Annotated in this window: 21 protein-coding genes; 7 read left to right on the top strand and 14 right to left on the bottom strand. The window is 67.4% G+C overall.

Translation table 11 applies throughout. The features are described from left to right. The 3 genes from Q8S30_RS19910 to Q8S30_RS19900 form a co-directional block, all read right to left on the bottom strand. A partial coding sequence (locus tag Q8S30_RS19910) for an ACT domain-containing protein (RefSeq protein WP_305667773.1) occupies positions 1 to 447 on the bottom strand: 447 nt, incomplete at its 3' end. Between the two features lie 177 nt (positions 448 to 624). Continuing rightward, the gene (locus Q8S30_RS19905) at positions 625 to 1,323 is read right to left on the bottom strand and encodes a VCBS repeat-containing protein (RefSeq protein ID WP_305667772.1); all 699 of its coding nucleotides are present in this window, start codon (positions 1,321 to 1,323) and stop codon (positions 625 to 627) included. A 3-nt stretch (positions 1,324 to 1,326) separates the two neighbouring features. Then, a complete protein-coding gene (locus Q8S30_RS19900) occupies positions 1,327 to 1,650 on the bottom strand; it encodes a 2Fe-2S iron-sulfur cluster-binding protein (RefSeq protein ID WP_305667771.1) in 324 nt (107 codons plus the stop codon). A gap of 171 nt (positions 1,651 to 1,821) precedes the next feature. Here Q8S30_RS19900 and Q8S30_RS19895 point away from each other — a divergent pair, with 171 nt between their 5' ends. Beyond that, the gene (locus Q8S30_RS19895; protein ID WP_305667770.1) at positions 1,822 to 2,394 is read left to right on the top strand and encodes a peptidoglycan-binding domain-containing protein; all 573 of its coding nucleotides are present in this window, start codon (positions 1,822 to 1,824) and stop codon (positions 2,392 to 2,394) included. Between the two features lie 3 nt (positions 2,395 to 2,397). Here Q8S30_RS19895 and Q8S30_RS19890 read toward each other — a convergent pair whose 3' ends face one another. From Q8S30_RS19890 to rpiA, 7 genes are all read right to left on the bottom strand, one after another. Next, positions 2,398 to 3,147: a heparan-alpha-glucosaminide N-acetyltransferase gene (locus Q8S30_RS19890; protein WP_305667769.1), complete on the bottom strand. Its 750-nt coding sequence runs from the start codon at positions 3,145 to 3,147 to the stop codon at positions 2,398 to 2,400. 470 nt (positions 3,148 to 3,617) lie between these two features. Then, positions 3,618 to 5,093, bottom strand: coding sequence for a Do family serine endopeptidase (locus Q8S30_RS19885; RefSeq protein ID WP_371135562.1), 1,476 nt, complete (start codon positions 5,091 to 5,093; stop codon positions 3,618 to 3,620). A gap of 173 nt (positions 5,094 to 5,266) precedes the next feature. Further along, a complete protein-coding gene (locus tag Q8S30_RS19880) occupies positions 5,267 to 5,461 on the bottom strand; it encodes a DUF2065 domain-containing protein (RefSeq protein ID WP_305667768.1) in 195 nt (64 codons plus the stop codon). Positions 5,462 to 5,465: 4 nt separating this feature from the next. Beyond that, positions 5,466 to 6,500, bottom strand: a complete 1,035-nt coding sequence (gene hflC / locus Q8S30_RS19875) for a protease modulator HflC (RefSeq protein WP_305667767.1) — start codon at positions 6,498 to 6,500, stop codon at positions 5,466 to 5,468. Beyond that, entirely contained in the window at positions 6,500 to 7,669 is a 1,170-nt protein-coding gene (gene hflK, locus Q8S30_RS19870; protein WP_305667766.1) for an FtsH protease activity modulator HflK, read from the bottom strand. Before hflK ends, hflC begins: the two co-directional genes overlap by 1 nt. A 66-nt stretch (positions 7,670 to 7,735) precedes the next feature. Beyond that, a complete protein-coding gene (gor, locus tag Q8S30_RS19865) occupies positions 7,736 to 9,094 on the bottom strand; it encodes a glutathione-disulfide reductase (RefSeq protein ID WP_305667765.1) in 1,359 nt (452 codons plus the stop codon). Between the two features lie 4 nt (positions 9,095 to 9,098). Continuing rightward, the gene (rpiA, locus tag Q8S30_RS19860) at positions 9,099 to 9,887 is read right to left on the bottom strand and encodes a ribose-5-phosphate isomerase RpiA (protein ID WP_305667764.1); all 789 of its coding nucleotides are present in this window, start codon (positions 9,885 to 9,887) and stop codon (positions 9,099 to 9,101) included. A 183-nt stretch (positions 9,888 to 10,070) separates the two neighbouring features. Here rpiA and Q8S30_RS19855 point away from each other — a divergent pair, with 183 nt between their 5' ends. Then, complete coding sequence (locus tag Q8S30_RS19855) at positions 10,071 to 11,450, top strand: L-serine ammonia-lyase (protein ID WP_305667763.1); 1,380 nt, start codon at positions 10,071 to 10,073, stop codon at positions 11,448 to 11,450. Positions 11,451 to 11,617: 167 nt separating this feature from the next. Further along, complete coding sequence (locus Q8S30_RS19850) at positions 11,618 to 12,571, top strand: DMT family transporter (RefSeq protein WP_305667762.1); 954 nt, start codon at positions 11,618 to 11,620, stop codon at positions 12,569 to 12,571. Here the strand turns inward: Q8S30_RS19850 and Q8S30_RS19845 are convergent. Next, the gene (locus Q8S30_RS19845; RefSeq protein WP_305667761.1) at positions 12,534 to 13,196 is read right to left on the bottom strand and encodes a thiamine diphosphokinase; all 663 of its coding nucleotides are present in this window, start codon (positions 13,194 to 13,196) and stop codon (positions 12,534 to 12,536) included. The two genes, Q8S30_RS19850 and Q8S30_RS19845, sit on opposite strands and share 38 nt — an antisense overlap. Before the next feature lie 138 nt (positions 13,197 to 13,334). Between Q8S30_RS19845 and Q8S30_RS19840 the strand changes: the two genes are divergently transcribed. Then, positions 13,335 to 15,995: a hypothetical protein gene (locus tag Q8S30_RS19840; RefSeq protein WP_305667760.1), complete on the top strand. Its 2,661-nt coding sequence runs from the start codon at positions 13,335 to 13,337 to the stop codon at positions 15,993 to 15,995. Between the two features lie 65 nt (positions 15,996 to 16,060). Here Q8S30_RS19840 and Q8S30_RS19835 read toward each other — a convergent pair whose 3' ends face one another. The 3 genes from Q8S30_RS19835 to Q8S30_RS19825 all read right to left on the bottom strand — a co-directional run bounded on the left by Q8S30_RS19835 (position 16,061) and on the right by Q8S30_RS19825 (position 19,437). After that, complete coding sequence (locus tag Q8S30_RS19835; protein WP_305667759.1) at positions 16,061 to 16,366, bottom strand: DUF2842 domain-containing protein; 306 nt, start codon at positions 16,364 to 16,366, stop codon at positions 16,061 to 16,063. A 2-nt stretch (positions 16,367 to 16,368) separates the two neighbouring features. Further along, positions 16,369 to 17,661 carry an adenylosuccinate synthase gene (locus Q8S30_RS19830; protein ID WP_305667758.1) on the bottom strand — a complete coding sequence of 431 codons (1,293 nt, stop codon included), beginning with the start codon at positions 17,659 to 17,661 and terminating at the stop codon, positions 16,369 to 16,371. Positions 17,662 to 18,006: 345 nt separating this feature from the next. Then, a complete protein-coding gene (locus tag Q8S30_RS19825) occupies positions 18,007 to 19,437 on the bottom strand; it encodes a Glu/Leu/Phe/Val dehydrogenase (protein WP_305667757.1) in 1,431 nt (476 codons plus the stop codon). Between the two features lie 364 nt (positions 19,438 to 19,801). Here Q8S30_RS19825 and Q8S30_RS19820 point away from each other — a divergent pair, with 364 nt between their 5' ends. From Q8S30_RS19820 to Q8S30_RS19810, 3 genes are all read left to right on the top strand, one after another. Further along, positions 19,802 to 21,460 (top strand): Tad domain-containing protein, encoded by a 1,659-nt coding sequence (locus Q8S30_RS19820; protein WP_305667756.1) that lies wholly within the window; start codon positions 19,802 to 19,804, stop codon positions 21,458 to 21,460. Then, positions 21,457 to 22,002, top strand: a complete 546-nt coding sequence (locus Q8S30_RS19815) for a TadE/TadG family type IV pilus assembly protein (protein ID WP_305667755.1) — start codon at positions 21,457 to 21,459, stop codon at positions 22,000 to 22,002. The genes Q8S30_RS19820 and Q8S30_RS19815 overlap by 4 nt, the downstream gene beginning before the upstream one ends. A gap of 9 nt (positions 22,003 to 22,011) precedes the next feature. After that, a partial coding sequence (locus Q8S30_RS19810; protein WP_305667754.1) for a TadE/TadG family type IV pilus assembly protein occupies positions 22,012 to 22,648 on the top strand: 637 nt, incomplete at its 3' end.

Genomic DNA, 22,648 nt, shown 5'->3' with positions numbered 1-22,648 from the left:
GGCCTCGGGCTTGTTCTCCTTCGTCACCTTGATCAGGTGGAAGGGGATGTCGTGGTTCACGACCACCTTCTGATAGGTCAGATGGTTCGACACCACGCCCACGATCTCGATCGGCAGCGCGCCGATGCGCCAGCGGTAGAGCAGGTCATTCAGGCAATGGCCGAAGTTGGAGACCATCAGCAGCACCTTCACCCGGTGGGCGGCGTCGTGGATCGCCCAGTCCATCCCGAAGGGCTCGGCGATGGCGGCGAAGGCTTCGGTGAGGGCGGGGAGCGTGGCACCGGTCTCGCTGGTGAAGGTGGTGCGGGTGAAGAACTGGCCCGTCTCCAGATCGTCGAACTGGGCAGAATCGGTGATGTTGCAGCCCTTGTCGGCCAGAAAGCCCGAGATCGCGGCGACGATGCCGCGGCGCGAGGGGCAGGTGACGGTCAGCACATAGGCGGTCATTCGTGGGGTATCCTTCGCGCGGGGGTCTTGAGGCTGACCAGCACAATGCGCGGCGGCGGCGGATGCGCCAGCCCCGAAGCGACGGCGGCGGCGCGAAAGGCGACAGCGAGGGGCGCGATCCGGGAACGGGCGGGCCGGATCGTGGCAGCGGGTTTCCGATAGCGAACAGGCGGCGGATCAGCGCTTGCAGGCGCGCTGCGGTACGAGGCTGTCCGGGCCGGTGTAGCGGCCGGCATCCTCGGGGGTCAGCCGCCCGTCCTGCCAGCCTGTGCGGATGATCCGCTGCCAGCCGGCATCGGCGGTCACGATCACCGGGCCGCCGGGGCAAGGCGCGATGCCGCCCTGTATCTGCGGGTCACCGAAGCGGTGGTTGGTCAGGCCGGGTTGCGCGGCCAGCGGCACCAGCCGGTCGCCCTCCAGCCGCACGAAGCGCAGGGTGCGGCCCAGATGCGGGGTCTCGACATAGGCGATCTCCACCCGCCCGTCGCCATCCAGATCGGCGGCCCCGAGCGGGGCGAGCCAGCGGAAGCGGGTACCGATGAAAGCTGTGGCGGCGATGCGGCCCTCGGGGCCCCAGACCGCGAGCCGGGCGCCTTGGGAGATGTGGCTTTCCACCACGATCACCTCGGGCGCGCCGTCACCGTCCAGATCGGCGAGGCGGGGGGCGGTGTCTTCGAAGACCAGCTCGTCCGGCAGGGTGAAGCGGTGCCGCTCGGTGCCGAGGCTCAGCACCAGCGCGCCCCATTCAAGATCATCGCCGAGGGCGCCATGGGGGTAGCGGTCGGTCGGGGCGGCGTAGTCAGCCGCGCGGATCGGCTCGGCGTGGGCGGCAAAGGGCCAGAGCGCCAGCAGCGCGGCCAGAGCCCCGCCGCGCATGGCTCAGATCTGCCGTTCGGGAAGGTGCACAACCAGCCCGTCCAGCGCCGGGGTCACCTTGATCTGGCAGGTGAGGCGCGAGCGGGCCGGGTCGGGTTGCCAGGCGAAATCCAGCATGTCCTCTTCCATCGCGTCCTTGGCGGGCATCCGGTCCAGCCAGGCGGCATCGACATAGACATGGCAGGTCGAACAGGCGCAGGCACCGCCGCAATCGGCCTCGATCCCCGGCACGCCATTGTCGCGCGCACCCTCCATCACCGTGAGGCCGGGGGCGACCTCGACCTCGTGGCGGGTACCGGTATGTTCGACGTAGGTGATCTTGGCCATCGCTGTGCTTCCCTGCGGTCCTTTGCCTGCCGACATAGGACACCTGCGACCGATTTGCCAGTGCCTCAGAGCGCCCGCGTGCGGGGCTTTCCGGCGGCCGCTCAAGCGGTTATCTTGCGCAAAGCCGCGTGCAGCGGACACGGCGCCCGACAGAAAGACCGCCCGACCTTGATGATGCGCCCCCTTGTGCCCCGCGCCCTTCCCCTGTCGCTTCGCCGCGCAGCACTCCTTGCCGCGCTGCTGCTGGCGGGCTGCGGCCCGGCCCGGGTCGCGGCGCCCGATGTCGCCCAGGACTATGCCGCAGAGGCCCTCACCCGCCCGCTTGGCAGCAGCGCCCCGACCGGACCCAAGGAGGCCTGCTGGGGCAAGCAGATTTCCCCGGCACTGATCGAGACGGTGACCGAGCAGGTGGTGGACCGGCCCGCAGAGCTGGCCGCGGATGGGGCGGTGCTGCGCCCGGCCAGCTATCGCACCGTCACCCGGCAGGCGATCGTGCGCGAGCGGGCGGAGCTGTGGTTCCGCACCCCCTGCCCGGCCGAGATGTCGCCCGACTTCATTGCCACCGCTCAGCGGGCGCTGGCGGCGCGGGGGCTGTTCCACGGGCTGGTCACCGGCGAGATGGATGCCCCGACCGGGCGAGCGGTGCGGCGGTTTCAGGCAGAGCGGGGGCTGGACTCGTCCGTGCTGTCGCTCGCGGCGGCGCGGGATCTGGGGCTGATTGCGGTGGGCAGCAGCGAGGGCTGAGCCTTAGCGCAGGATCTGCGTGGCGGCCCAGACAAGGGCGATCAGCACCGGCTGATGCGCGAGATAGACCGCGAGGCTGTGCTGCCCGGGCCAGGCCAGCAGCGCCAGCACGCGGGATGGGCTTGCCGGTCCCATCGCCAGCCGCGCCCAGACCCCTTGATGCGCCAGCGTGTTGCCCACCGCGATGCCAAGCAGCACCGGCGCGAACCACGGAAAGACCGGCACGAAATCCACAGAGCGCGGGATCAGCGTGCCAAGCCCCACCCATTGCAGCCAGGGCGCGTCGAAGGCCGGCAGGAACAGCCAGCGGGGGGCCAGCCAGACGGCCACCGCGGCGAGCAGCGGCAGCGCGGGGGGCAGGCGCACGAAGGCGAGGCCAGCTAGGCTGGCGAAGGCGATGCTGTGCAGGATGCCGAAGAAGATGAACTGGTCCGGGATGGCGATCCGGGTGGCAATCGTGATCACCGCGGCAGCCCCGGCGATCATCGCCAGCCGGCGCAGGGCGCTGCGCCAGCGGATGCCGCCTCCGTGCGCCAGTGCGAGGCTGATGCCCGCAAGGAACAGGAAGCTGCCGGCGATGGCCCGGGCGAAGATCGCCCAACCACCGCTGGTGGTGGTGCCGGTCGAGATGTAGCCGAACAGCTCCAGATCGAAGGTGAAGTGGAACACCGCCATGCAGGCCAGTGCCGCCGTGCGCGCGAGGTCGAGGGCGAGCACTCTGGTGGCGCGGGGCGGTGCGGGGGCGTGGGTCATGGGATTTTGGTACAGGGCGATGGGTGCGGGGGCAATGGGGCGGGAATAGGGGCGAGGCTATCACTCCGGTTCGCTGTCGCGCATGAGCGCACGGTCAAGTCGGGCGGGAGAAGGCGAGGCACTGCCTCGCCCCCGCCCGTGCGGGACGGATGCCCCCGGTGCCGCTGGCAGCGATAGACCGACTGAGGACAGCGCCCGCCAGGGGCGGGGCGGGCGCTGGCCGGGCCTTTGAGGCCCGACCGGTGCAGGTTGAAAAGGAGTCGATTGGCGAAGGCGATGGCCTTCGCCACTGCTGCGGGTGCAGTCGGAGGGGGTAGGCGCAGTGGGCGGTGCCGGTTTCACCGGCAATGCGGTGGCCGAGAGTGAAGCCTCTCCAACCCAGCCCGCGGTGCGAGTGGCACGTCCAACCGACTCCCCTCCAACAAAAAGGGCGCCCGGAGGCGCCCCTTTCTCATCCCATGCAACCCTGCTCACTCGACCGACAGCGCGACAAAGCGCGGCTCGCCCTCGCGGCGGATCAGAAGCAGCAGCGACTTGCGGCCCGCCTCTTTCGCCTCGTCGATGCGGTCCTGCAGGTCGGCGAGGGTCGCCACCTTCTGCTGGCCGGCCTCGGCGATCACGTCGCCGGCGCGCAGGCCCTTTTCAAAGGCGGCGCCAGTCTCGTCGATCTCGCGCACAACAAGACCGCTGGCATCGGCGGGCAGGCCCAGTTCGGCGGCGATCTCGCTGTCGAGCGGCGAGAGCGTCATGCCCAGCATCTCTTCTTGCGCCGGTGCCTGCGGGGCATCGGCTGCGACGGGGGTCGCAGTGGCCTCGGCCTCTTCGCGGCGGCCAAGCGTGACCAGCAGCGTCTCGGTGCGGCCGTCGCGCAGCACGATCACGCGCACCGCCTTGCCGACATCGGCATCGGCCACACGGCGGACCAGATCGCGGGTGTCGGACACATTGCCACCGTCAAAGCTGGTGATCACGTCGCCCGCCTTCATGCCGGCATCCATCGCCGGGCCTTCGGGCACATCGGTGACCAGCGCGCCGGCGGCGGCCTCGATGCCGATGGCTTCGGCCACATCCGGGGTCACGTCCTGGATCTTGACGCCGAGCCAGCCGCGGCGGGTCTCGCCGAACTCTTTCAGCTGGGTCACGACCTTGCCGACCACGTTCGAGGCCATCGAGAAGCCGATGCCGATCGACCCGCCATTGGGCGACAGGATCGCGGTGTTCACGCCGATGACCTGCCCTTCCATGTTGAACAGCGGTCCGCCCGAGTTGCCGCGGTTGATGGCGGCGTCGGTCTGGATGAAGTCGTCATAGGTGCCGGCCAGCTCGCGGTTGCGGGCCGAGACGATCCCGGCCGAGACCGAGAAACCCTGCCCGAGCGGGTTGCCCATCGCCATCACCCAGTCGCCGACGCGCATCACGTCGCTGTCACCGAAGCTGACGAAGGGCAGCGGCGCATCGCTGACGACCTTCAGCAGCGCGATATCGGTCTTGGGATCGGTGCCGACCACTTCGGCCGGAAGGGTCTTGCCCGAGAAGAACTCGATCTCGATCTCGTCCGCGCCTTCGATGACGTGGTTGTTGGTGACGATGAAGCCGTCTTCCGAGATCACGAAGCCCGAGCCGAGCGCGTCGGAGCGGCGGGGCGTCGACGGCCCCTGCCCTTCAGGATCCATGAACTCGCGGAAGAAATCCTCGAAGGGCGAGCCCTCGGGCAGCATGGGCCCGCGCGGCGCGGCGGGCGCGGCCACGGTGGTCGAGGTAGTGATGTTGACCACGGCCGGGCTGACCTGCTGGGCGAGGTCTGCAAAGCTCTCCGGCGCTGCGCGGGCGGCGGACGGCACGGTCTGGCCGATGACCAGAGCAAAGCCGATGGCCGCGACCCACAGCATGTGCAGCGCGCTGCGTCCCCGCGGCGCAAGCCGGTCCGGCTGCAGCGTTTGGGACATGTCCCGAGTTGACATATTGTACTCCCCTTATCCTCATCGCCGGTTTCCCTGACGGGAATGGCTTTCCCTGTTGTCGGGTTGCGCAGGCCGCATTGCAAGCCACACCCGGTCGCGCCCCGTCACATGCGGGTGAGCGCCCTGAAACAGCGCCGCCCCCGGTTCATTGCCGCGGGTCAGGCGCCGAGGCTGCGGGCCAGCCAGATCAGCGCCACACCCACCGCCAGTGCCCCGAGGCCGAGCATTCGCCGCCGCTCGGCCGCCTGCGCGCGCAGCCAGTCCAGCGCAGTCTCGATACGCGAAGGGGCCAGCGCAAGCACCAGCCCCTCCACCGCAAGCACCAACCCGACCGCGAGGATCAGGAGCGCCATGATCTCAGTTCGCCGGAGCCGGAGCTGCCGGGGCCGGAGTTGTTTCCGCCGGAGCCTCTTCAGCCGGCGTTTCTACCGGAGCCACTTCCGCAGGAGCCTCGGCTTCTGCCGGAGCTTCTGCGGCTGGAGCCTCTGCCGCCGCCGGGGCTATGACCGGGCCCGCAGCAGGAGTGCCGGCACCAGATTGGTTCAGAAAGCTGAAGAATTCACTGTCTGGCGACAGCACCAGCGTCGAATTTCCGGGCTGCAGCGCGGTGGTATAGGCGCTGAGCGAGCGGTAGAACTCGAAGAACTCCGGGTCCGCCCCGAACGCCTCGGCATAGATCCCGTTGCGCAGCGCATCGGCTTCGCCGCGGATGATCTCGGCCTGACGGCGCGCGTCGGAGACGGTTTCCACCACGGTCCGGTCGGCCTGCGCGCGAACCCGCTGCGCCGCCTCGTTACCGCGGGCGATCTCGTCGGCCGCCTCGCGTTCGCGCTCTGCCCGCATCCGGGCGAAGGTGGCTTCGAGGTTCTGTTCCGGCAGGTCGGTCCGGATCAGCCGCACGTCGATGATCTCGACCCCAAGGCCGGCAGCCTCGGTGCGGGCACTGTCGCGGATCCGCGTGGTCAGCGCCGCCCGATCGACCGACAGGATCGAGTCGGACGTGACCGAGCCCAGAACCTCGCGCAGACGCGAGCGCAGGATCAGGTCGATCCGCGCCTCGGCCGAGGCCGTGCCGCCAACGCCGACGGCCTGGCGGAACTGCACCACATCGGTGATGCGGTAGCGCGCGAAGGCATCGACCACCAGACGGCGGTCATCCAGCGGCGTGACTTCGATCGGGTCGATGTCACGCGACAAGATGCGGTCGTCATAGCGCACGACTTCCTGGATCAGCGGTATCTTGAACGCCAGACCCGGCTCTTCCTTGACCGACTTGATCTGGCCGAATTGCAGGACCAGCGCCTTTTCGCGCTCGTCCACGATGAAGACCGAGGACAGGAGCCCGACCACGGCAACGACGGCGACGCCGAGAAGAATGGCTGTGCGGTTCATCAGTTGGTGCCTCCGGTGGTCGTGGCGGGGCCGCCGGAGGCGGTGGCTGCTGCGGGCGCGCCGCGTCCCAAGTCGTTCAACGGCAAGAACGGCACGACGCCCTGACTACCCATAGCGCTCTGGTCGATCACGATCTTGTCCACGCCGCCAAGCACGTCTTCCATGGTCTCGAGGTAAAGGCGCTTGCGCGTCACCTCTGGGGCCTTGGAATATTCGGTCAGAACCGCGCTGAAGCGGCTCGCCTCACCCTCGGCCTCGTTGACGACCTGGGCGCGGTAGCCTTCGGATTCCTCGACGATCTGCGCCGCGTCACCTCGGGCCTGGCCGAGGACGCGGTTGGCATAGCCATCCGCCTCGTTCTGCAGGCGCGTGCGCTGCTGTTCGGCGGCCTGCACTTCGCGGAAGGCGTCGATCACCTCGGCCGGCGGATCGGCGCGGTCGAAGTTCAGACGCACCACGTTCAGCCCGCTGTCATAGCTGTCGAGCGTGGTCTGGATCATTTCCTGCAGCCGCGCCGCGATCAGCCCGCGGTCGCGGTTCAGGATCGGGGCCAGCGGGCTTTGCGCGATGATCTCGCGCATCGCCGATTCCGACACTGCGCGCACGGTCGCCTCGGGGTCGCGCAGGTTGAAGAGGTAGCGCTGCGGGTCCGAGATGTTCCACACGACCTGGAAGTCGATATCGACGATGTTCTCGTCACCGGTCAGCATCAGGCCGGCTTCGGCGACGCCGCTGCGCGACATGCCGATATCCACGGTCCGTTCGGGCGTGACCGGGATCACCGTGGCGGTGATCAGCGGCCAGGGCGCGAAGTTCAGGCCGGGCTCACCCAAGGCCGAGAATTCGCCAAGGAACAGCTCAACGGATTTCTCTTCGGGACGCACCGTGTAGAAGGACGCAAAGGCCCAGAGGCCGACCGCGGCAAGCGCCGCAATGCCAAGGGTGCCGCGCGAAAAGGCCGGGCCCTTGGGGCCGCTGCTGCCACCGGGCGGCTGCGGGCCGCGGGGGCCGCGCCCGCCCATGAGCACGCGAAGCTGCTCCTGGCCCTTCTTCATGATTTCTTCGATTTCGGGGATCTGCGAGCCTTCGCCCGGGCGTTTCTGCCCGCGCTTGTCATCGTCATTCCCGCCGCTGCCTCCGCCGCCCCCCCAGGGACCTCCATTGCTCATAAGCCCGTCTTCCCTTTAAGTTCCGTTTACCGGTTGTCTTGCTAACTGGTCATCGCAGCGCCGAAATCAAGCTGTGCGCACCGGCTTTCGCATTGTGACCAGCTCTTCCGCCATCGTCGGATGCACCGCACAGGTGCGGTCGAAATCCTCTTTGGTCGCGCCCATCTTCATCGCAATGGCCACCATCTGGATCATCTCGCCCGCCTCGGGTGCGACGATATGGCAGCCCAGAACGCGGCGCGTGTCCTTGCAGACCACGAGTTTCATCAGCACCCGGTCGGCCCGCCCGGCAAAGGCCGAGCGCATCGGCTTGAAGCTCGACACATAGACCTCGACCGGCCCCTGCGCCCGCGCCGCATCCTCGGTCAGGCCCACGGTTGCCAATTCGGGCGTCGTGAACACCGCCGAGGCGACGAGATCGTGATCGGGCTGGCGCGGGTCGGCGCCGAACACGGTATCGGCAAAGGCATGGCCCTCGCGAATCGCGACCGGGGTCAGCTGGATGCGGTCCGTCACGTCGCCCACCGCATAGATCGAAGGGACGGTGGTCTGGCTCCAGCCATCGACCGGCACCTTGCCGCCGCGGCCAAGCGCGACCCCTGCCGCCTCCAGCCCCAGCCCGTCCGTGTTGGGCACGCGCCCGGTGGCGTAGATCACCTTGCCGAACACATCGGTGCGCCCGTCCATGCAGGTCACGCGGAAGCCGTCCCCCTCGGGTTCGATGCCGGAGACCACGACGCCGCAATGCAGGTCGATACCTTGCGCCTTCATGTCCTCGGCCACCAGATCGACGGCTTCCTCGTCGAATTCTTTCAGGATGCGGGCGCTGCGCTGGAACTGCGTCACCTTCACGCCAAGGCCGGCGAGGATGCAGGCGAACTCGCAGGCGATATAGCCGCCGCCGACGATCAGCACCGAGGCGGGCAGCGCATCGAGCTTGAAGATGTCATTCGAGGTCAGCACATGCTCTGACCCCGGGAACTGCGGCACGAAGGGGCGGCCACCGACCGCGACAAGGATATGCTTGGCACGCACGGTCTTGCCGCCCGCCAGATGCACGGTATGGGCATCCACCACCGTGGCGCGGCAGTCATGCACCTCCACCCCGGCACTCGACAACCCGCCGCGATAGGCCATCTCCAGCCGGTCCAGCTCGCTGTCGAGCTTGGCGCGGAAGGCGCTCCAGTCCAGAGCGCCCACCGTCACCTGCCAGCCATAGGCCTGCGCATCGGCCATCGCCGTAGGGAAGCTGGAGGCGAAGACCATCAGCTTTTTCGGCACGCAGCCGCGGATCACGCAGGTGCCGCCCATGCGGTATTCCTCGGCCAGGCCGACGCGGGCGCCATGCGTTCCCGCCGCAATCCGCGCGGCGCGCACACCGCCCGAGCCGCCACCGATGACGAAGAGGTCGTAGTCGAATTCCATAAGCTCAGTCCCCGAGATCGGCGAAGATGTTCTCGGCATCGACAAAGTCGATCCGGTCATGCTCGACCGTGCCGCGGTTGATGTCGCGCAGCTCGACCCGGCCGTCGCCCTGCCCGATGATCACCACGTCGCAGATGTCGATGAAGAGGCCGTTTTCCACGACGCCCGGGATCTGGTTGATGACCAGCGCCAGCTGCCGCGCATTGCCGATGCGGTTCAGGTGCAGATCGACGATGTAATTGCCCTCATCGGTGATGAAGGGCTGCTGCCCGTTCAGCCGCAGGGAGGTGGAGCGGCCAAGCACGTCAAGGCTGACCAGCGTTTCCTCGATCAGCGCCTTGGTGGTCTGCCAGCCAAACGGCACCACCTCCACCGGCAGCGGGAAGGCCCCCAGCTGCGCAACTTCCTTGGCGGCATCGGCGATCACGATCATCTGGTCGGATGCGGTGGCGACGATCTTTTCTTGCAGCAGCGCGCCACCGCCGCCCTTGATCAGGTTCAGATGCGCGTCGAACTCATCGGTGCCGTCGATGGTCAGGTCCAGCCATTTCGCCTCGTCGAGCCCGACGACGGTGATGCCCACTTGGCGCGCCAGATCGGCGGTGCGGCTCGAGGTCGGCACGCCGGTGATCCGCAACCCCTCCTCGCGCACCAGCTCGCCCAGGCAGCGCACCATCCAGGCGGCGGTGGACCCGGTGCCGAGCCCGACACGCATACCGTCCTCCACAAAGTCCACGGCGCGCTTGGCGGCGGCGAACTTGGCCTTGTCGATCGGGGAAAGCTCTGCGGGCATCGGTCACTCCGGGTCCTGTGTCGCCTCGGGTTATAGGCAAACTACCGCCCGCGTGCGAGGGGCAATTCGCCCAAGGAGCGGTGCGATGCGCCGCAGTCCCGCCCGGCAAGGTCGCTTTTCGGATGGCGCTGGCGGCGCTGAGGGGCCACGTTGAAGGGCGCGCAACAGGAAGCCCCCTCCCCCATGTTCCTCTCCGTCTTCGACATCTTCAAGCTGGGCGTCGGCCCGTCGTCTTCGCACACCATGGGCCCGATGGTGGCCGGGGCGCGGTTCCTGGACATGATGCGCGCCTCGCCCTTCCGCTTCTACGGGCTGCGCGCCAGCCTGCACGGCTCGCTCGCCTTCACCGGCAAGGGCCATGCCACCGACCGCGCCACCATCCTCGGCCTCGCCGGGTTCGAGCCTGCGAGCTATGACCATGAGAAGGCCGAGGCGGCGCTGGCCGATATCGCCGCGCGCCATGTGATCGACGCGCCGGGACTGCCGCCCCTGGCCTTCGACCCGGGCCGCGACCTGATCTTCGACTATGGCGCGCCGCTGCCCGGCCATGCCAATGGCATGATCCTGATGGCGACCGACGCGCAGGGTGACGTGATCCTGCGCGAGACCTTCTTCTCCATCGGCGGCGGCTTCGTGCTGACCGAGGCGGAACAGGCCGGCATCACCGACGCCGCCCTCTCTGCCCCCGCCCCGGTGCCCTACCCGTTCCGCAGCGCCGCCGAGATGCTGGCGATGGCCGCCGCCTCGGGCCGCAGCATCGCGCAGATGAAGCGCGCCAACGAAGAGGTGTTCCGCAAGCCCGCCGAGATCGACGCCGGCATCGCCCGGATCTGGGAGGTGATGAATGCCTGCATCGACCGCGGCCTTGCCACGGGCGGCATCCTGCCCGGCGGTCTGAACGTCCGCCGCCGCGCAAAGTCGATCCACGAGGCGCTGCTGGCCGAGCGCGGGCTGAACCTGACCGCCCCCCATGCGATCAATGACTGGATGAGCGCCTATGCGATGGCAGTGAACGAGGAAAACGCAGCGGGGGGTCAGGTCGTGACCGCTCCCACGAACGGCGCCTCGGGCGTGGTGCCGTCGGTGATGCGCTACTGGCTCGATCATGTGCCGGGGGCCAGCCGCGCCCGGATCGGGGAATTCCTGCTGACCGCCGCCGCCATTGGCGGGCTGGTCAAGACCAATGCCTCGATCTCGGGCGCGGAATGCGGCTGCCAGGCCGAGGTCGGCAGCGCCGCCGCGATGGCCGCCGCGGGCCTCGCCGCGGTTCTGGGCGGCACCCCGGAACAGGTGGAAAACGCCGCCGAGATCGCGCTGGAACATCACCTCGGCATGACCTGCGACCCGATCCGCGGGCTGGTGCAGGTGCCCTGCATCGAGCGCAACGGGCTTGGCGCGATCAAGGCCGTCTCCGCCGCCTCGCTCTCCTTGCGCGGCGACGGCCAGCATCTGGTCCCGCTCGACGCCTGTATCGAGACGATGCGGCAGACCGGGCGCGACATGCATGAAAAGTACAAGGAAACCTCCCTCGGCGGCCTCGCGGTGAACGTGCCGAATTGCTGAACAACACCCCCTTTCTTCTTTGCAAAAATATCCCCGCCGGAGGCACCGAGCCGCCGCCCTGCGGCGGCGAGACAAAAGACCTGGCCCGCAGGGCCGCAATCGCCTTCGCCCCGGGCATGTCGCTTTCAGGATGGACGCCCCCACCGCCCCCCGCTAGCCAAGGCCCCATGACCCACTCCCCCGCCCGCATTCTGGCCCCTGACCGCATCCTGCCCGGCGTGGCGCTGATGATCGCCTTTTGCGTGATCGCGCCGCTGATCGACGTCTCGTCCAAGGCCGCCGCACAGGGCGTGCCGGTGGGGGTGGTCACGCTTGGCCGCTTCGTGGTGCAGGCGGCGCTGATGCTGCCGGTGGTGCTGGTCATGGGCCTGTCCTGGCGGATGACCCCGGTCGCGCTGCGGCTGCTGCTGGCCCGGGCGGTGGTCTCGATCCTCGCCACCTTCTGCTTCGTCGCGGCGGTGCAGGTGATGCCCATCGCCGATGCGCTGGCGGTGGCCTTTGTCGAGCCCTTCATCATCCTCCTCATCGGCAAGCTGGTGCTACACGAACAGGTCGGCCCGCGGCGGCTGGGGGCTGCGGCGGTCGGCTTTGGCGGCGCGCTGCTGGTGATCCAGCCCTCCTTCGCCATGTTCGGCGCGGTGGCGCTGTTCCCGCTCGGCACCGCGCTCTTCTTCGCGCTCTACATGCTCATCACCCGGCGGCTGAGCCGCGAGATGCATGCGGTGACCATGCAGCTGCATACCGCCATTGCGGCGGCGCTGATCTGCCTGCCGCTGCTGGCGCTTGGGCACCTCTCCGGCGTGCCGGCGCTGGCCTTCGCGCTGCCGCAATCGCTGCCCTTCTGGGGCTGGTGCTTCGGTGTCGGTCTTGCCGCCACGATCAGCCATATGGCGATCACCTATGCGCTGCAATTCGCGCCCTCGTCGACGCTGGCGCCGCTGCATTACCTCGAGATCGTGACGGCCACGCTGTTCGGCTATCTGTTCTTCAAGGACTTCCCCGGCGGGATGACCTGGACGGGGATCGCCATCATCGTCGCCTCGGGCCTCTACGTCATCCACCGTGAGCGGGTGACGGCGCGCGCTACCCGGTTGCCAGCAGCGCCTCGAGCGCGGGTCTGAGCCAGGCCCGCGGCAGCAGCACCAGCATCGGCCCCTCGATCTGCAACTCCAGCGGCCCCGTGGCCTCGTTCGAGGTGCCGATCCGCCCGGCGGGGGCGAAGTCCAGCCCGTCGATGGGCCAGCGCAACCCGGTAGAGCGGCCCGTGGCCGGCCCCATCGGGAACAGCGACAGCCGGGTGCCGGGCTCCAGCAGCAAGGACAGATGCGGCGGGCAGAGGAAGATCACATCCTCGGGGCCAAGGATCAGGCAGCGCTGATGCGGATGCGTCGCCAGCGCCGTCATCACCGACAGCGTGTGGTCCAGCCGCAGACCGGCGAAGCCGAGCCCGATCAGGAACGGCGCCTGCACCAGCCGCAGGCATTTTCCGAAATCGGTGGAGTTCTGCTCTGGCACCCTATGCTGCCGCTCTGCCGGGATCGCGGCACGCGCCTCGGCGCTGATCGAATCGAAATCGCCAATCACCGCGTCCGGCATCCGCCCCGCCGCCAGCGCCCCGTCGGCCCCGCCATCGGCAGCGACCAGCAGAGGCGCAAGGTCCAGCGCCATCTCCAGATCCTCATATGCGAAATCCCCGCCGCCAAGCAGGGTGACGCCGGTCTTTGATTGGACAAGGGCTTCCGTCATGCGGATACTGATCCCAATTAAGGCAGCGGAAGGCAACCTCGGCCGGATTCATTCCTTGATTTTTCCTCATTCCGCCCACGGTAACGATCCGTTTGCCATAGAGGGTGCATCCACGCAGTTCTGGGAGAGGCGAGATAAATGGTCGGTGCGAGTAAAATCCTGACGGTGTCCTACGGCACGTTCTCGTGCACTCTGGAAGGATTTGACGATCCCTTCTCGACCATGAAGGCCATTGCGGAATACTTCCGCGAGCTTGCCGCCGAAGACCGCTACTTCGGCGCCGAGCCGCCCACCCCCGATGCCGAGATGCTGCACCGCATCGCCGAGCGCGAGATCCAGCGCCGGGTCGAGGCGAAGATCGAGGCGAATGGCGTGGTGCTGCGGCAAGAGGACAGCGCCGCCCCCGAGGCCCCGCCGCGGGTGACGATGGGCCAGCCCGCCGCGCCGGCCCCTGTGGTTGCCGAAGTGGCCCCGGTTGAAACCTCCGTGCTGCATGTCGCGGCGCAGGCTCCCGCCACCCAGCCGATTGCCGAAGATATCGAGGACGACACCCCGACCCTGCGCCCCACCGCCGAAGCTGGCAGCGCCGAAGCCGAAAGCGTCGCCGCCAAGCTGATGCGCATCCGCGCCGCCGTCGCCGGCAGCCGCGCTGCGGCGGGCGAGGCAGTGGAGGTTGATGCGCCCGCACCAGAGGCGATGGCCGCCGAGGCTGTTGTGGAGCCGGTGGCGGCTGAATTCGACGAAGAAACCGCAGCCGAGGCGGACACACTGTCGCCTGAGATCGAAGCCGTGGCAGAGACCGCGACCGCCCGGGCCAAAGCTGAAGTCGCCGATGAACCGGCCGCCGACATCGAAGACGCCACGGCTTGGGCACCGCAGAAGGCGGCCGAGGCTGAGGCTGCGGCCGACGAAACGCCTGCCCTCGCAGCGGCCGACGAGGAAACCGCGTTGCTGGACTCGCTCGCTGCCGCTCTGGCTCAGGAGGAGCCGGTCGCGGTAGCTGATGAATTTGTCACCGAAGCGGTCGTTGCGGAAGAGCTGACCTCCGAAGAGCCGGTTGCCGAAGAGCCGGTTGCCGAAGATTGGCCCGCCGCGGAGTTCGTCGCTGTCGAAACAGCTGAGGCGCAGGATGCCGAGATCGTGGCGCTGACCGATCTGGTTCGCGACCTTGAGATGGAAGAAGCGGCGCCGGTGCTGGCGGAGCCCGCCGAGAGCACCGAACTCGGCTTTGTGGCCGCGGGTGTCTGGCCCGATACGACGGTTGAGGACGATGCGGCAGAAGACAGCGCAGAGCAAGAGGCCGCGGCGCAAGACGATGCGCTGGACCTGTCTGGCTGGGATGAGGGCGAGGACATCTCGGAGAGCCGCGCCGAACAGGTTGCGCTGACGGACATTGCGCCCGAGGCGCTGCCCGATGCCATTGCCGACATGCTCGCCGCCGAGACGCGCCTTGATGGCGAAGACGAGGATTTGGTTGCGGCCGAGGCTTACGAGCTTGCGGAAGAGACTGCGGTTGAGGCCGACGACAACACTGGCTTTTTCGAGACGGAAGCCGAGGTTCAGCCCGAGCTGGAAGCCGACCCGGAGCCGGAGGCTGAAGCCCAACCCGAGCCGGAAGCTGAAGCCGCGCCTGAGCCCCAGCCCGAACCCCAGCCCGAACTGCGCGCCGAGAACGCCCTGCAGCGCGCCCGGGCGCGGGTGATCAAGGTGCGGCGCATCGAGGTGGCCGAGGCGCAGGTTGCGCCGCAGCCCGCCCCGCAACCGGCCCCCGAATCCGACGCCGATCCGGTGCTGAGCGGCATTGGCGCGGCCTTGGGCGATACCGGGCTGTCGGCGGAGGATGAGGCCGATCTGATGGCCGAACTGGCTGCGGTGGAACGTGAGGCCCCCGGGCTCCGCGCCGCCATTGATGCCCCCGCCGCTCCCCCCGCCCCGCAGATGCAGCGCCAGCAGCCCGAGGCTCCGCGCAAGCCCGAAATCGAGATCGAGGATGCCGAGATCGTGGGCAGCGATACCGGTACCGATCGTCCGGTTCTGGGCCGCGGCCCGGCGGATGAGGCTGCGGTCTCGCGGCTGATCGAGACGGCCAACACAAGGCTGGAAGGCAGCGAAACCCGCCGCCGCTTCTCGGCCATCGCGCATCTGAAAGCCGCGGTGGCTGCCACCGTCGCCGACCGCGCGCTGCAGACGCAGGCCGCGGGCACCGCGCTGGTGCAGGACAGCGAAGAGGCCATCGACCGCTACCGCGACGATCTGACCAAAGCCGTGCGCCCGCGCCGGCCCGGCGACGCCAGCGCCCAGACGGCCCGCCCGGGCGCCGACCGCCAGCAGGCGCCGCTGGTGCTGGTGTCGGAACAGCGGGTGGACCGCCCCGCGGCAACGCAGGCGCAAGAGGTTGGCGCGATCCGCCCGCGCCGGGTGACGACAAGCACCCTGCGGTTGACCGAGATGCTGGATACCGAGGACGAGGCCGAAGACGACGTGCCGGCGCCGACGCCCGAGGAAGCCCGCAGCTTTGCCGATTTCGCGGATCGTCTTGGCGCGAACGGCCTCGCCGACCTGCTGGAGGCCGCCGCTGCCTACACCGCAGCTGTCGAGGGGCGCCCGCATTTCTCGCGTCCGCAGATCATCAAGAAGGTGGCGCGGTTGGCGGAGGAGGCCGATTACAGCCGCGAGGCCAGCCTGCGGTCCTTCGGGATGCTGCTGCGCGAGGGCAAGATCCAGAAGGTGAAGCGCGGCCAGTTCGCCATCTCGGACACATCGCGCTTCATGTCGGAAGCGCGCCGCGCGGCACGCTGAGGGCGCAGCGACGCAATATGAAAACGCCGAAGCGCCTTGGGCTGCTTCGGCGTTTTGCTGTCTGGTCAGTCCGCCGAGGCGTCGCCGGAACCGTCCGACGCGGTATCATGCGTGGAACTTCGCGCGGGCCGCGGGGCCGCGGGCGCAGCGTCCGGATCGGGCTGCCCCACCCCGCGGAACACCGCGCGGAAAGGCAGGATCCAGATCATCCCCAGCAGCACATAGACCACGAACTCCGCCGCGATCGGCAACCGGCCGAAGCGCGCATCGAACCAGTTCACCAGGGTGACCGCGGCGATGACATAGAGCGGCATCCCGACCAGCAGGATCAGCAGCGACAGCCGCCGGCGGGCGCGGTAGGACAGCGCCATCCTCAATCCTCGAAAGGATCGGTGACGAGGATGGTGTCGTCACGCTCGGGGCTGGTCGACAGCATGGCGACGGGGCAATGGATCAGTTCCTCGATCCGCCGCACATATTTGATCGCCGCCGCCGGCAGCTCGGCCCAAGAGCGTGCACCTTGGGTGCTTTCCTGCCAGCCGTCCATTTCCTCGTAGATCGGCACGACGCGGGCCTGAAGCGCCGCGGCGGTGGGCAGGTAGTCGTATTTCACGCCGTCAATCTCATACCCCACGCAGATCTTCAGCGTGTCGAACCCGTCCAGCACGTCGAGCTTGGTCAGCGCGATGCCGTTGACGCCGGAGATGGCGCAGGTCTGACGCACCAGAACCGCATCGAACCAGCCGCAGCGGCGCTTGCGGCCAGTGACGGTGCCGAACTCATGGCCGCGCTCACCTAGCCGTTGGCCAACCGCGTCGGTCAGCTCGGTCGGGAACGGGCCCTCGCCGACGCGGGTGGTGTAGGCCTTGACGATCCCCAGCACGAAGCCGATGGCCGAGGGGCCAAGCCCGGTGCCGGTGGCGGCCATACCCGACATGGTGGTCGAGGAGGTGACATAGGGATAGGTGCCGAAGTCGATGTCGAGAAGGCTGCCCTGCGCGCCCTCGAACAGGATGCGCTTGCCGGCGCGGCGCATGTCGCCAAGCACCTTCCACACCGGTTGCGCATATTGCAGCAGCTTAGGCGCGATCTCGGCCAGCTTGGCTTCCAGCGCGGCTCGGTCGATGGGGGTTGCGCCAAGGCCGGCGCGCAGCGGGTCATGGTGCGCGAGCAGGCGGTCGATGCGGGCGGCGAGCGTGTCGGGATCGGCCAGATCGGCAACACGGATCACCCGGCGGCCGACCTTGTCCTCGTATGCCGGGCCGATGCCGCGGCCCGTGGTGCCGATCTTGGCCTTGCCGGCGGCATCCTCACGCAGCTTGTCGAGGTCTTGGTGCAGCGGCAGGATCAGCGGAGCGTTTTCCGCGATCATCAGGTTCTCGGGGCTGATCGCCACGCCCTGCGCTGCCAGCTTGTCGATTTCCGCGAACAGCGCCCAGGGGTCCAGCACCACGCCATTGCCGATCACGGCAAGCTTGCCGGGGCGCACGATGCCCGAGGGCAGCAGCGACAGCTTGAACACCTTCTCGCCGATCACCAGCGTATGGCCGGCATTATGCCCGCCCTGGAAGCGCGCGATCACGTCGGCCCGTTCCGACAGCCAATCGACGATCTTGCCTTTGCCTTCGTCACCCCACTGGGCCCCGACCACGACGACGTTTGCCATTGCGCATTGCTCCTCAGGCGTCAAACCCGGGCCGGTATAGCCGCGCAGGGCGCCGGGTGAAACCGCCTTTTTCAAGGGCGCGCGTGGTTGAGAGGATTGTGGGGGGGTGCGGGGCCCGTTTCTGGCGCGATCAGGGGACTTGCCAGCGGCAAGTCACCCGCGCCGGTTGCCCGAAGGCGCAAGCCGCAGGGCAAGGGGGGTGCTGCTTGGCGCCACGGTGCCAAATTCTGATGGGCCCGCCCGGGTGGGCACGAATGTGCCCGCCCCCCGCAGGGCGGGCACAGCAGAATTTCGTCGACGGCCGAAATTCTGCGCAGCGACCTTGGCTGGCCGAGGCACCGGGCGTTAAAGGCCCTTGGAGCGGTAGGACTTCGCCACGCGGTCGATCGCCACCACATAGGCGGCCATGCGCAAGTCGGTCACTTCCGGGCGGTCATGCCAGGCCTCGCGCATCGCCTGATAGGCAATGCGCATCGTGTCATCGAGGCCCGAACGCACCAGCTCCAGCTCATCCGCGCCGCGCAGATACTTGTCCTTGAAGCCCGGCGACATGGTCCAGCCCAGGCCCTTGTCCGAGGACAGCCGCTCCAGCTCATCGACCAGCAGCTTGTGGCGGGCCTCTTCCTGCCGGCGCTCCATCCTGCCGAAATGGATGTGGCTGAGGTTCTTGACCCATTCGAAGTAGGACACGGTGACGCCGCCGGCGTTGGCGTACATGTCGGGGATCAGCACCACGCCCTTGTCGCGCAGCACCGCATCGGCGCCTGCGGTCACCGGGCCGTTCGCCGCCTCGACGATCAGCGGGGCCTTGATCCGCGCCGCGTTGGACAGGTTGATCACCGCCTCCATCGCCGCCGGGATCAGGATGTCGCAGTCGGCTTCAAGCATCGCCGCGCCATCGGGGGTGAAGGTCGCGCCGGGGAAATCCTTGACCCCGCCGTTCAGGCGGATCCAGTCGCGCACCGCCTCGATCTCGAGCCCGCCGCTGGCGAAGATCGCGCCGTCGCGCTCGATGATGCCGGTGATGATCGCGCCGTCTTCCTCGGACAGGAATTTGGCGGTGTGATAGCCCACGTTGCCAAGGCCCTGCACGATGACGCGCTTGCCCTCGATGCCGCCGGAGAGGCCGGCCTTGGCCACGTCCTCGGGATGGCGGAAGAACTCGCGGAGCCCGTATTGCAAGCCACGCCCCGTCGCCTCCACCCGGCCGGCGATGCCGCCCTGATGCAGCGGCTTGCCGGTGACGCAGGCCATGGCGTTGATGTCGGTGGTGTTCATGCGCTGATACTGGTCGACGATCCAGGCCATCTCGCGTTCCGAGGTGCCCATGTCGGGGGCGGGCACGTTCTGACTGGGGTTGATCAGGTCGCGCTTGATCAACTCATAGGCGAAGCGGCGGGTGATGCGTTCCAGCTCATGTTCTTCCCATTCGCGCGGGTCGATGCGCAGCCCGCCCTTGGAGCCGCCGAACGGCGCCTCGACCAGAGCGCATTTGTAGGTCATCAGCGCGGCCAGCGCCTCGACCTCATCCTGGTTGACACTCATCGCATAGCGGATGCCGCCCTTGACCGGCTCTTGATGCTCGGAATGGACCGATCGGTAGCCTGTGAAGGTGTGGATGTCGCCACGCAGCCGAACGCCGAAGCGCACCGTATAGGTCGAGTTGCAGACCCGGATCTTTTCTTCCAGCCCCGGCGACAGGTCCATCACTGCCACGGCGCGATTGAACATCAGATCCACGGATTCGCGGAAACTCGGTTCCCCGGTAACGGTCATTGCAGAATTCTCCCTTATACGCGGCCAAACGTGACGACCTGCCGAAGCAGCCTAGGCGGGTTCGGTCACGGAAGCACTAAGCGAATCACCCCTGCAGGCAGCAGTTCGCCGGGCCTTGTGGGGCGCGGCCGTCTTGCTTGCGCCGCATTGGCACCGGGAAGAGGGGCTTCGCCCGCGGCATCGTCGCCGCGGCGGCGACAATCCGGCATTGCAACTGTATCCGTCCGCCAATGCCGCAAGATCGCACGTTTTCCTCCGCGGGGGCGCCCCAATTTCGCCCCAAGGCATGGCATAGATGAACAATCGGACCGGCCCGTGTAGGAGCGCGGAGAAACCGCGGTGGGGACCGGGAGAGGGACGTGGCATGATCAGTATCGCAAAAGTCAGGTTTATTTCGGTAGCGGCCTTCCCGGCAGCGCAGGGCGTGGCTGCAGCCAACTGCCGCCTGAGCCGGTTCCGCCGCAGCGAAGACGGCTCGATCATGATCTTCGGCCTGTTGCTCTTCACCACCATCTTGCTGCTTGTCGGCGTCTCGCTGGACGTGATGCGCTTCGAGACAGAGCGGACCCGGGCGCAATACACGCTGGACCGCGCGGTGCTAGCCGCCGCCGATATCAGCCAGACCGTCGATGCGCAGACCGTCGTGGATGACTATTTCGCGAAGGCCGGGATCGAGAAATTCGAGCCGGTCGCAACCGCGACCAAGGGAACCTACAATGAATGGAAGAAGGTCGTCGGCACGCTGGACGTGACCACCGACACCTGGTTCATGCGGATGGTCGGCGTGGACACGCTGGAGACCGCCGCGGCCGCCACAGCCGAGGAAAAGATCGGCAATGTCGAGATCTCGATGGTGCTCGACATTTCGGGCTCGATGGATGACAAGGTCTACGATTCACAAAGACGGTATATCGGCACCAAGATCTCGCTGCTGCGCGCCGCCGCCAGCAGCTTCGTCGACACGATGTTCACCAACGTGCAGGGCGCCGGCACCAATCAGGGCAAGCTGTCGATCTCGGTCGTACCCTATCACCAGCAGGTGCAGCTGACGACCGACTTTGCCGACTACCTGAACTTGACCAACGAACACGTCAAATCGGCCTGCGTCGATTTCTTCAGCTCCGATTACAACACGACCTCGATCACCGCCACCCAGTCCCTGCCCCGCACCGCCCATGCCGACGCGCGGTCGAGCTCTTCCACCAGATCGCCGTCCTTTCGCGAATGCTACAGCTACAGCTATGCGACGATGCTGCCCTTCTCCAGCGACAAGACCGCGATCAAGAGCAAAATCAGCGGGCTGGAGGCGGAGGGCGACACGGCCATCGACATCGGCGCCAAATGGGGCATCGCGCTGCTGGACCCGGCGATGCAGGACGTGATGGACGAGATGATCCAGGATGGCGGCGATGCGGCGCTGAAGGGCCGGCCCTTCGACTGGAATTACATCGACACGATGAAGATCATGGTGCTGATGACCGACGGGCAGAACACCAATACCTATGCGGTGCGCGAACCCTATCGCAACGGCCCCTCGCCGATGTACTGGTACAAGAGCGGCAGCACGAAATACTACCTGTACTACCGCCCCGAAAAGAGCGGCGACTATGACTATTATTATTACAACCAGAGCAATGGCAGGGGCTACTGGTACCGCGAGCGCGATCTTGGCACCCTGACCCAGATGACCTATCAAGAGCTGTGGGAGACATTCTCGCTGGAATGGTATGGTCGCTACTACTTTGACAATGCCGCCAATGTCAGCACGGACTTTGCAGACCTTGCCATCGCCCATGCCGATGCCAGCGACAAGAACGCGCGGCTGAAATCTGTCTGCGATGCAGCCAAGGCCAAGGGCGTGACCGTGTTCGCCATCGCCTATGAGGCGACCTTGGCCGGACAGACCGCGCTGAAGAACTGCGTGTCGGCCGACAGCTATTATTACGATGCGCAGGGCAGTTCCATCGCCGACGCCTTTGCCGGGATCGCCAACGCCATCAACATGCTGAGGCTGACGCAATGATCCGCGCGCCCCTCACGTGGATCCGGGCGCGCCTTGGTCGCTTTCGCGGCGACGAGGCCGGCACTTCGACCATCGAATTCGTGATCGTATTCCCGGTCTTTGCCTTCCTGCTGTGCTCGGCGGCGGAATCCGGGATCTTGATGCTGCGGCAGGTGATGCTGGACCGGGCGGTGGACCTTGCGGTGCGCGACCTGCGCCTGCAGTCGTTTCCCGACGTGACCCATGACCAGGTCAAGACCCGGATCTGCGACGAGGCGACTGTGATCCCCGATTGCACCAATGCCGTGCTGGTCGAGATGCGGCAGGTGGACAAGGGCGCCACGCTGCCAAGCACCAACGCGCCTTGCGTGGACCGCGCCGCCTCTGCGCAATCGGCCACCACTTTCACCCAAGGCAAAGACAACCAGATGATGCTGATCCGGGCCTGCGCCGTATTCGACCCGCTGTTCCCCGGCTCCGGCCTTGGCCTCGATCTGGCCAAGGACGCCACCGGGGCCTATGCGCTGATCTCGACCAGCGCCTTCGTCGTCGAGCCGAGCTAGGAGGGGACGATGACCAGACGCCTTCCCCCGCTGCTGCGCCGCCTTCGTGTCGCCGTCACCCGCTTTGCCCGCGACAACCGCGGCTCGATGACTGTCGAGGCGGCGCTGGTGCTGCCCCTGTGGATCTGGGGCTATACAATGTCCTACCAGTTCTTCGACGCCTTCCGCGAACAGGCAATCAACCTGCGCGCCGCCTACACGATTTCCGACATGATCTCGCGCGAGGCCGATGCCATCGGGCCGAGCTACATCGGCGATCTGCATGACATGTTCGACTATCTGACCCGCACAAATCATCCGACCTGGATCCGGGTCAGTTCAGTCTATTACGACACCAGCGCAAAGGTTTATAAGCGCTATTGGTCCTATTCCACCTCGAGCGATTATCCGGCCCATAGCGACACTTCCATCACGGCCGAGAAGGACCGCCTTCCCAACATGCTTCTGGGAGAGACGGTGGTGCTGGTGGAAACCGGGATGCTGTATGAACCGGTGCTGAATGTCGGTCTCGCGGATATGTGGTACACCAACTTCATTCCCACCCGGCCGCGCTTTGCCTCCACGGTGGAATACAACAGTACCAAGTGCCGGCTGCCGAATGGCGCCCCCCCCCCCCCCGCAGCCCTGCACAGGCCCTGCGCGAGGG

The sequence above is a fragment of the Frigidibacter sp. genome, assembly GCF_030695035.1.
GTDB lineage: Bacteria > Pseudomonadota > Alphaproteobacteria > Rhodobacterales > Rhodobacteraceae > Frigidibacter.
The sequence above is the reverse complement of the archived record's forward strand: the minus strand, read 5'-3'. Positions and strand labels throughout refer to the sequence as shown.

Excerpts from the sequence above, each read along its gene's own strand:
- hflC (WP_305667767.1), bottom strand. The coding sequence starts at position 6,500 with ATGAACCGCACAGCCATTCTTCTCGGCGTCGCCGTCGTTGCCGTGGTC.
- Q8S30_RS19895 (WP_305667770.1), top strand. The coding sequence starts at position 1,822 with ATGATGCGCCCCCTTGTGCCCCGCGCCCTTCCCCTGTCGCTTCGCCGC.
- Q8S30_RS19815 (WP_305667755.1), top strand. The coding sequence starts at position 21,457 with ATGATCCGCGCGCCCCTCACGTGGATCCGGGCGCGCCTTGGTCGCTTT.
- Q8S30_RS19885 (WP_371135562.1), bottom strand. The coding sequence starts at position 5,093 with ATGTCCCAAACGCTGCAGCCGGACCGGCTTGCGCCGCGGGGACGCAGC.
- Q8S30_RS19855 (WP_305667763.1), top strand. The coding sequence starts at position 10,071 with ATGTTCCTCTCCGTCTTCGACATCTTCAAGCTGGGCGTCGGCCCGTCG.
- gor (WP_305667765.1), bottom strand. The coding sequence starts at position 9,094 with ATGGAATTCGACTACGACCTCTTCGTCATCGGTGGCGGCTCGGGCGGT.
- Q8S30_RS19850 (WP_305667762.1), top strand. The coding sequence starts at position 11,618 with ATGACCCACTCCCCCGCCCGCATTCTGGCCCCTGACCGCATCCTGCCC.
- Q8S30_RS19825 (WP_305667757.1), bottom strand. The coding sequence starts at position 19,437 with ATGACCGTTACCGGGGAACCGAGTTTCCGCGAATCCGTGGATCTGATG.
- Q8S30_RS19840 (WP_305667760.1), top strand. The coding sequence starts at position 13,335 with ATGGTCGGTGCGAGTAAAATCCTGACGGTGTCCTACGGCACGTTCTCG.
- Q8S30_RS19845 (WP_305667761.1), bottom strand. The coding sequence starts at position 13,196 with ATGACGGAAGCCCTTGTCCAATCAAAGACCGGCGTCACCCTGCTTGGC.
- Q8S30_RS19905 (WP_305667772.1), bottom strand. The coding sequence starts at position 1,323 with ATGCGCGGCGGGGCTCTGGCCGCGCTGCTGGCGCTCTGGCCCTTTGCC.
- Q8S30_RS19835 (WP_305667759.1), bottom strand. The coding sequence starts at position 16,366 with ATGGCGCTGTCCTACCGCGCCCGCCGGCGGCTGTCGCTGCTGATCCTG.
- Q8S30_RS19830 (WP_305667758.1), bottom strand. The coding sequence starts at position 17,661 with ATGGCAAACGTCGTCGTGGTCGGGGCCCAGTGGGGTGACGAAGGCAAA.
- rpiA (WP_305667764.1), bottom strand. The coding sequence starts at position 9,887 with ATGCCCGCAGAGCTTTCCCCGATCGACAAGGCCAAGTTCGCCGCCGCC.
- hflK (WP_305667766.1), bottom strand. The coding sequence starts at position 7,669 with ATGAGCAATGGAGGTCCCTGGGGGGGCGGCGGAGGCAGCGGCGGGAAT.
- Q8S30_RS19890 (WP_305667769.1), bottom strand. The coding sequence starts at position 3,147 with ATGACCCACGCCCCCGCACCGCCCCGCGCCACCAGAGTGCTCGCCCTC.
- Q8S30_RS19900 (WP_305667771.1), bottom strand. The coding sequence starts at position 1,650 with ATGGCCAAGATCACCTACGTCGAACATACCGGTACCCGCCACGAGGTC.
- Q8S30_RS19880 (WP_305667768.1), bottom strand. The coding sequence starts at position 5,461 with ATGGCGCTCCTGATCCTCGCGGTCGGGTTGGTGCTTGCGGTGGAGGGG.
- Q8S30_RS19820 (WP_305667756.1), top strand. The coding sequence starts at position 19,802 with ATGATCAGTATCGCAAAAGTCAGGTTTATTTCGGTAGCGGCCTTCCCG.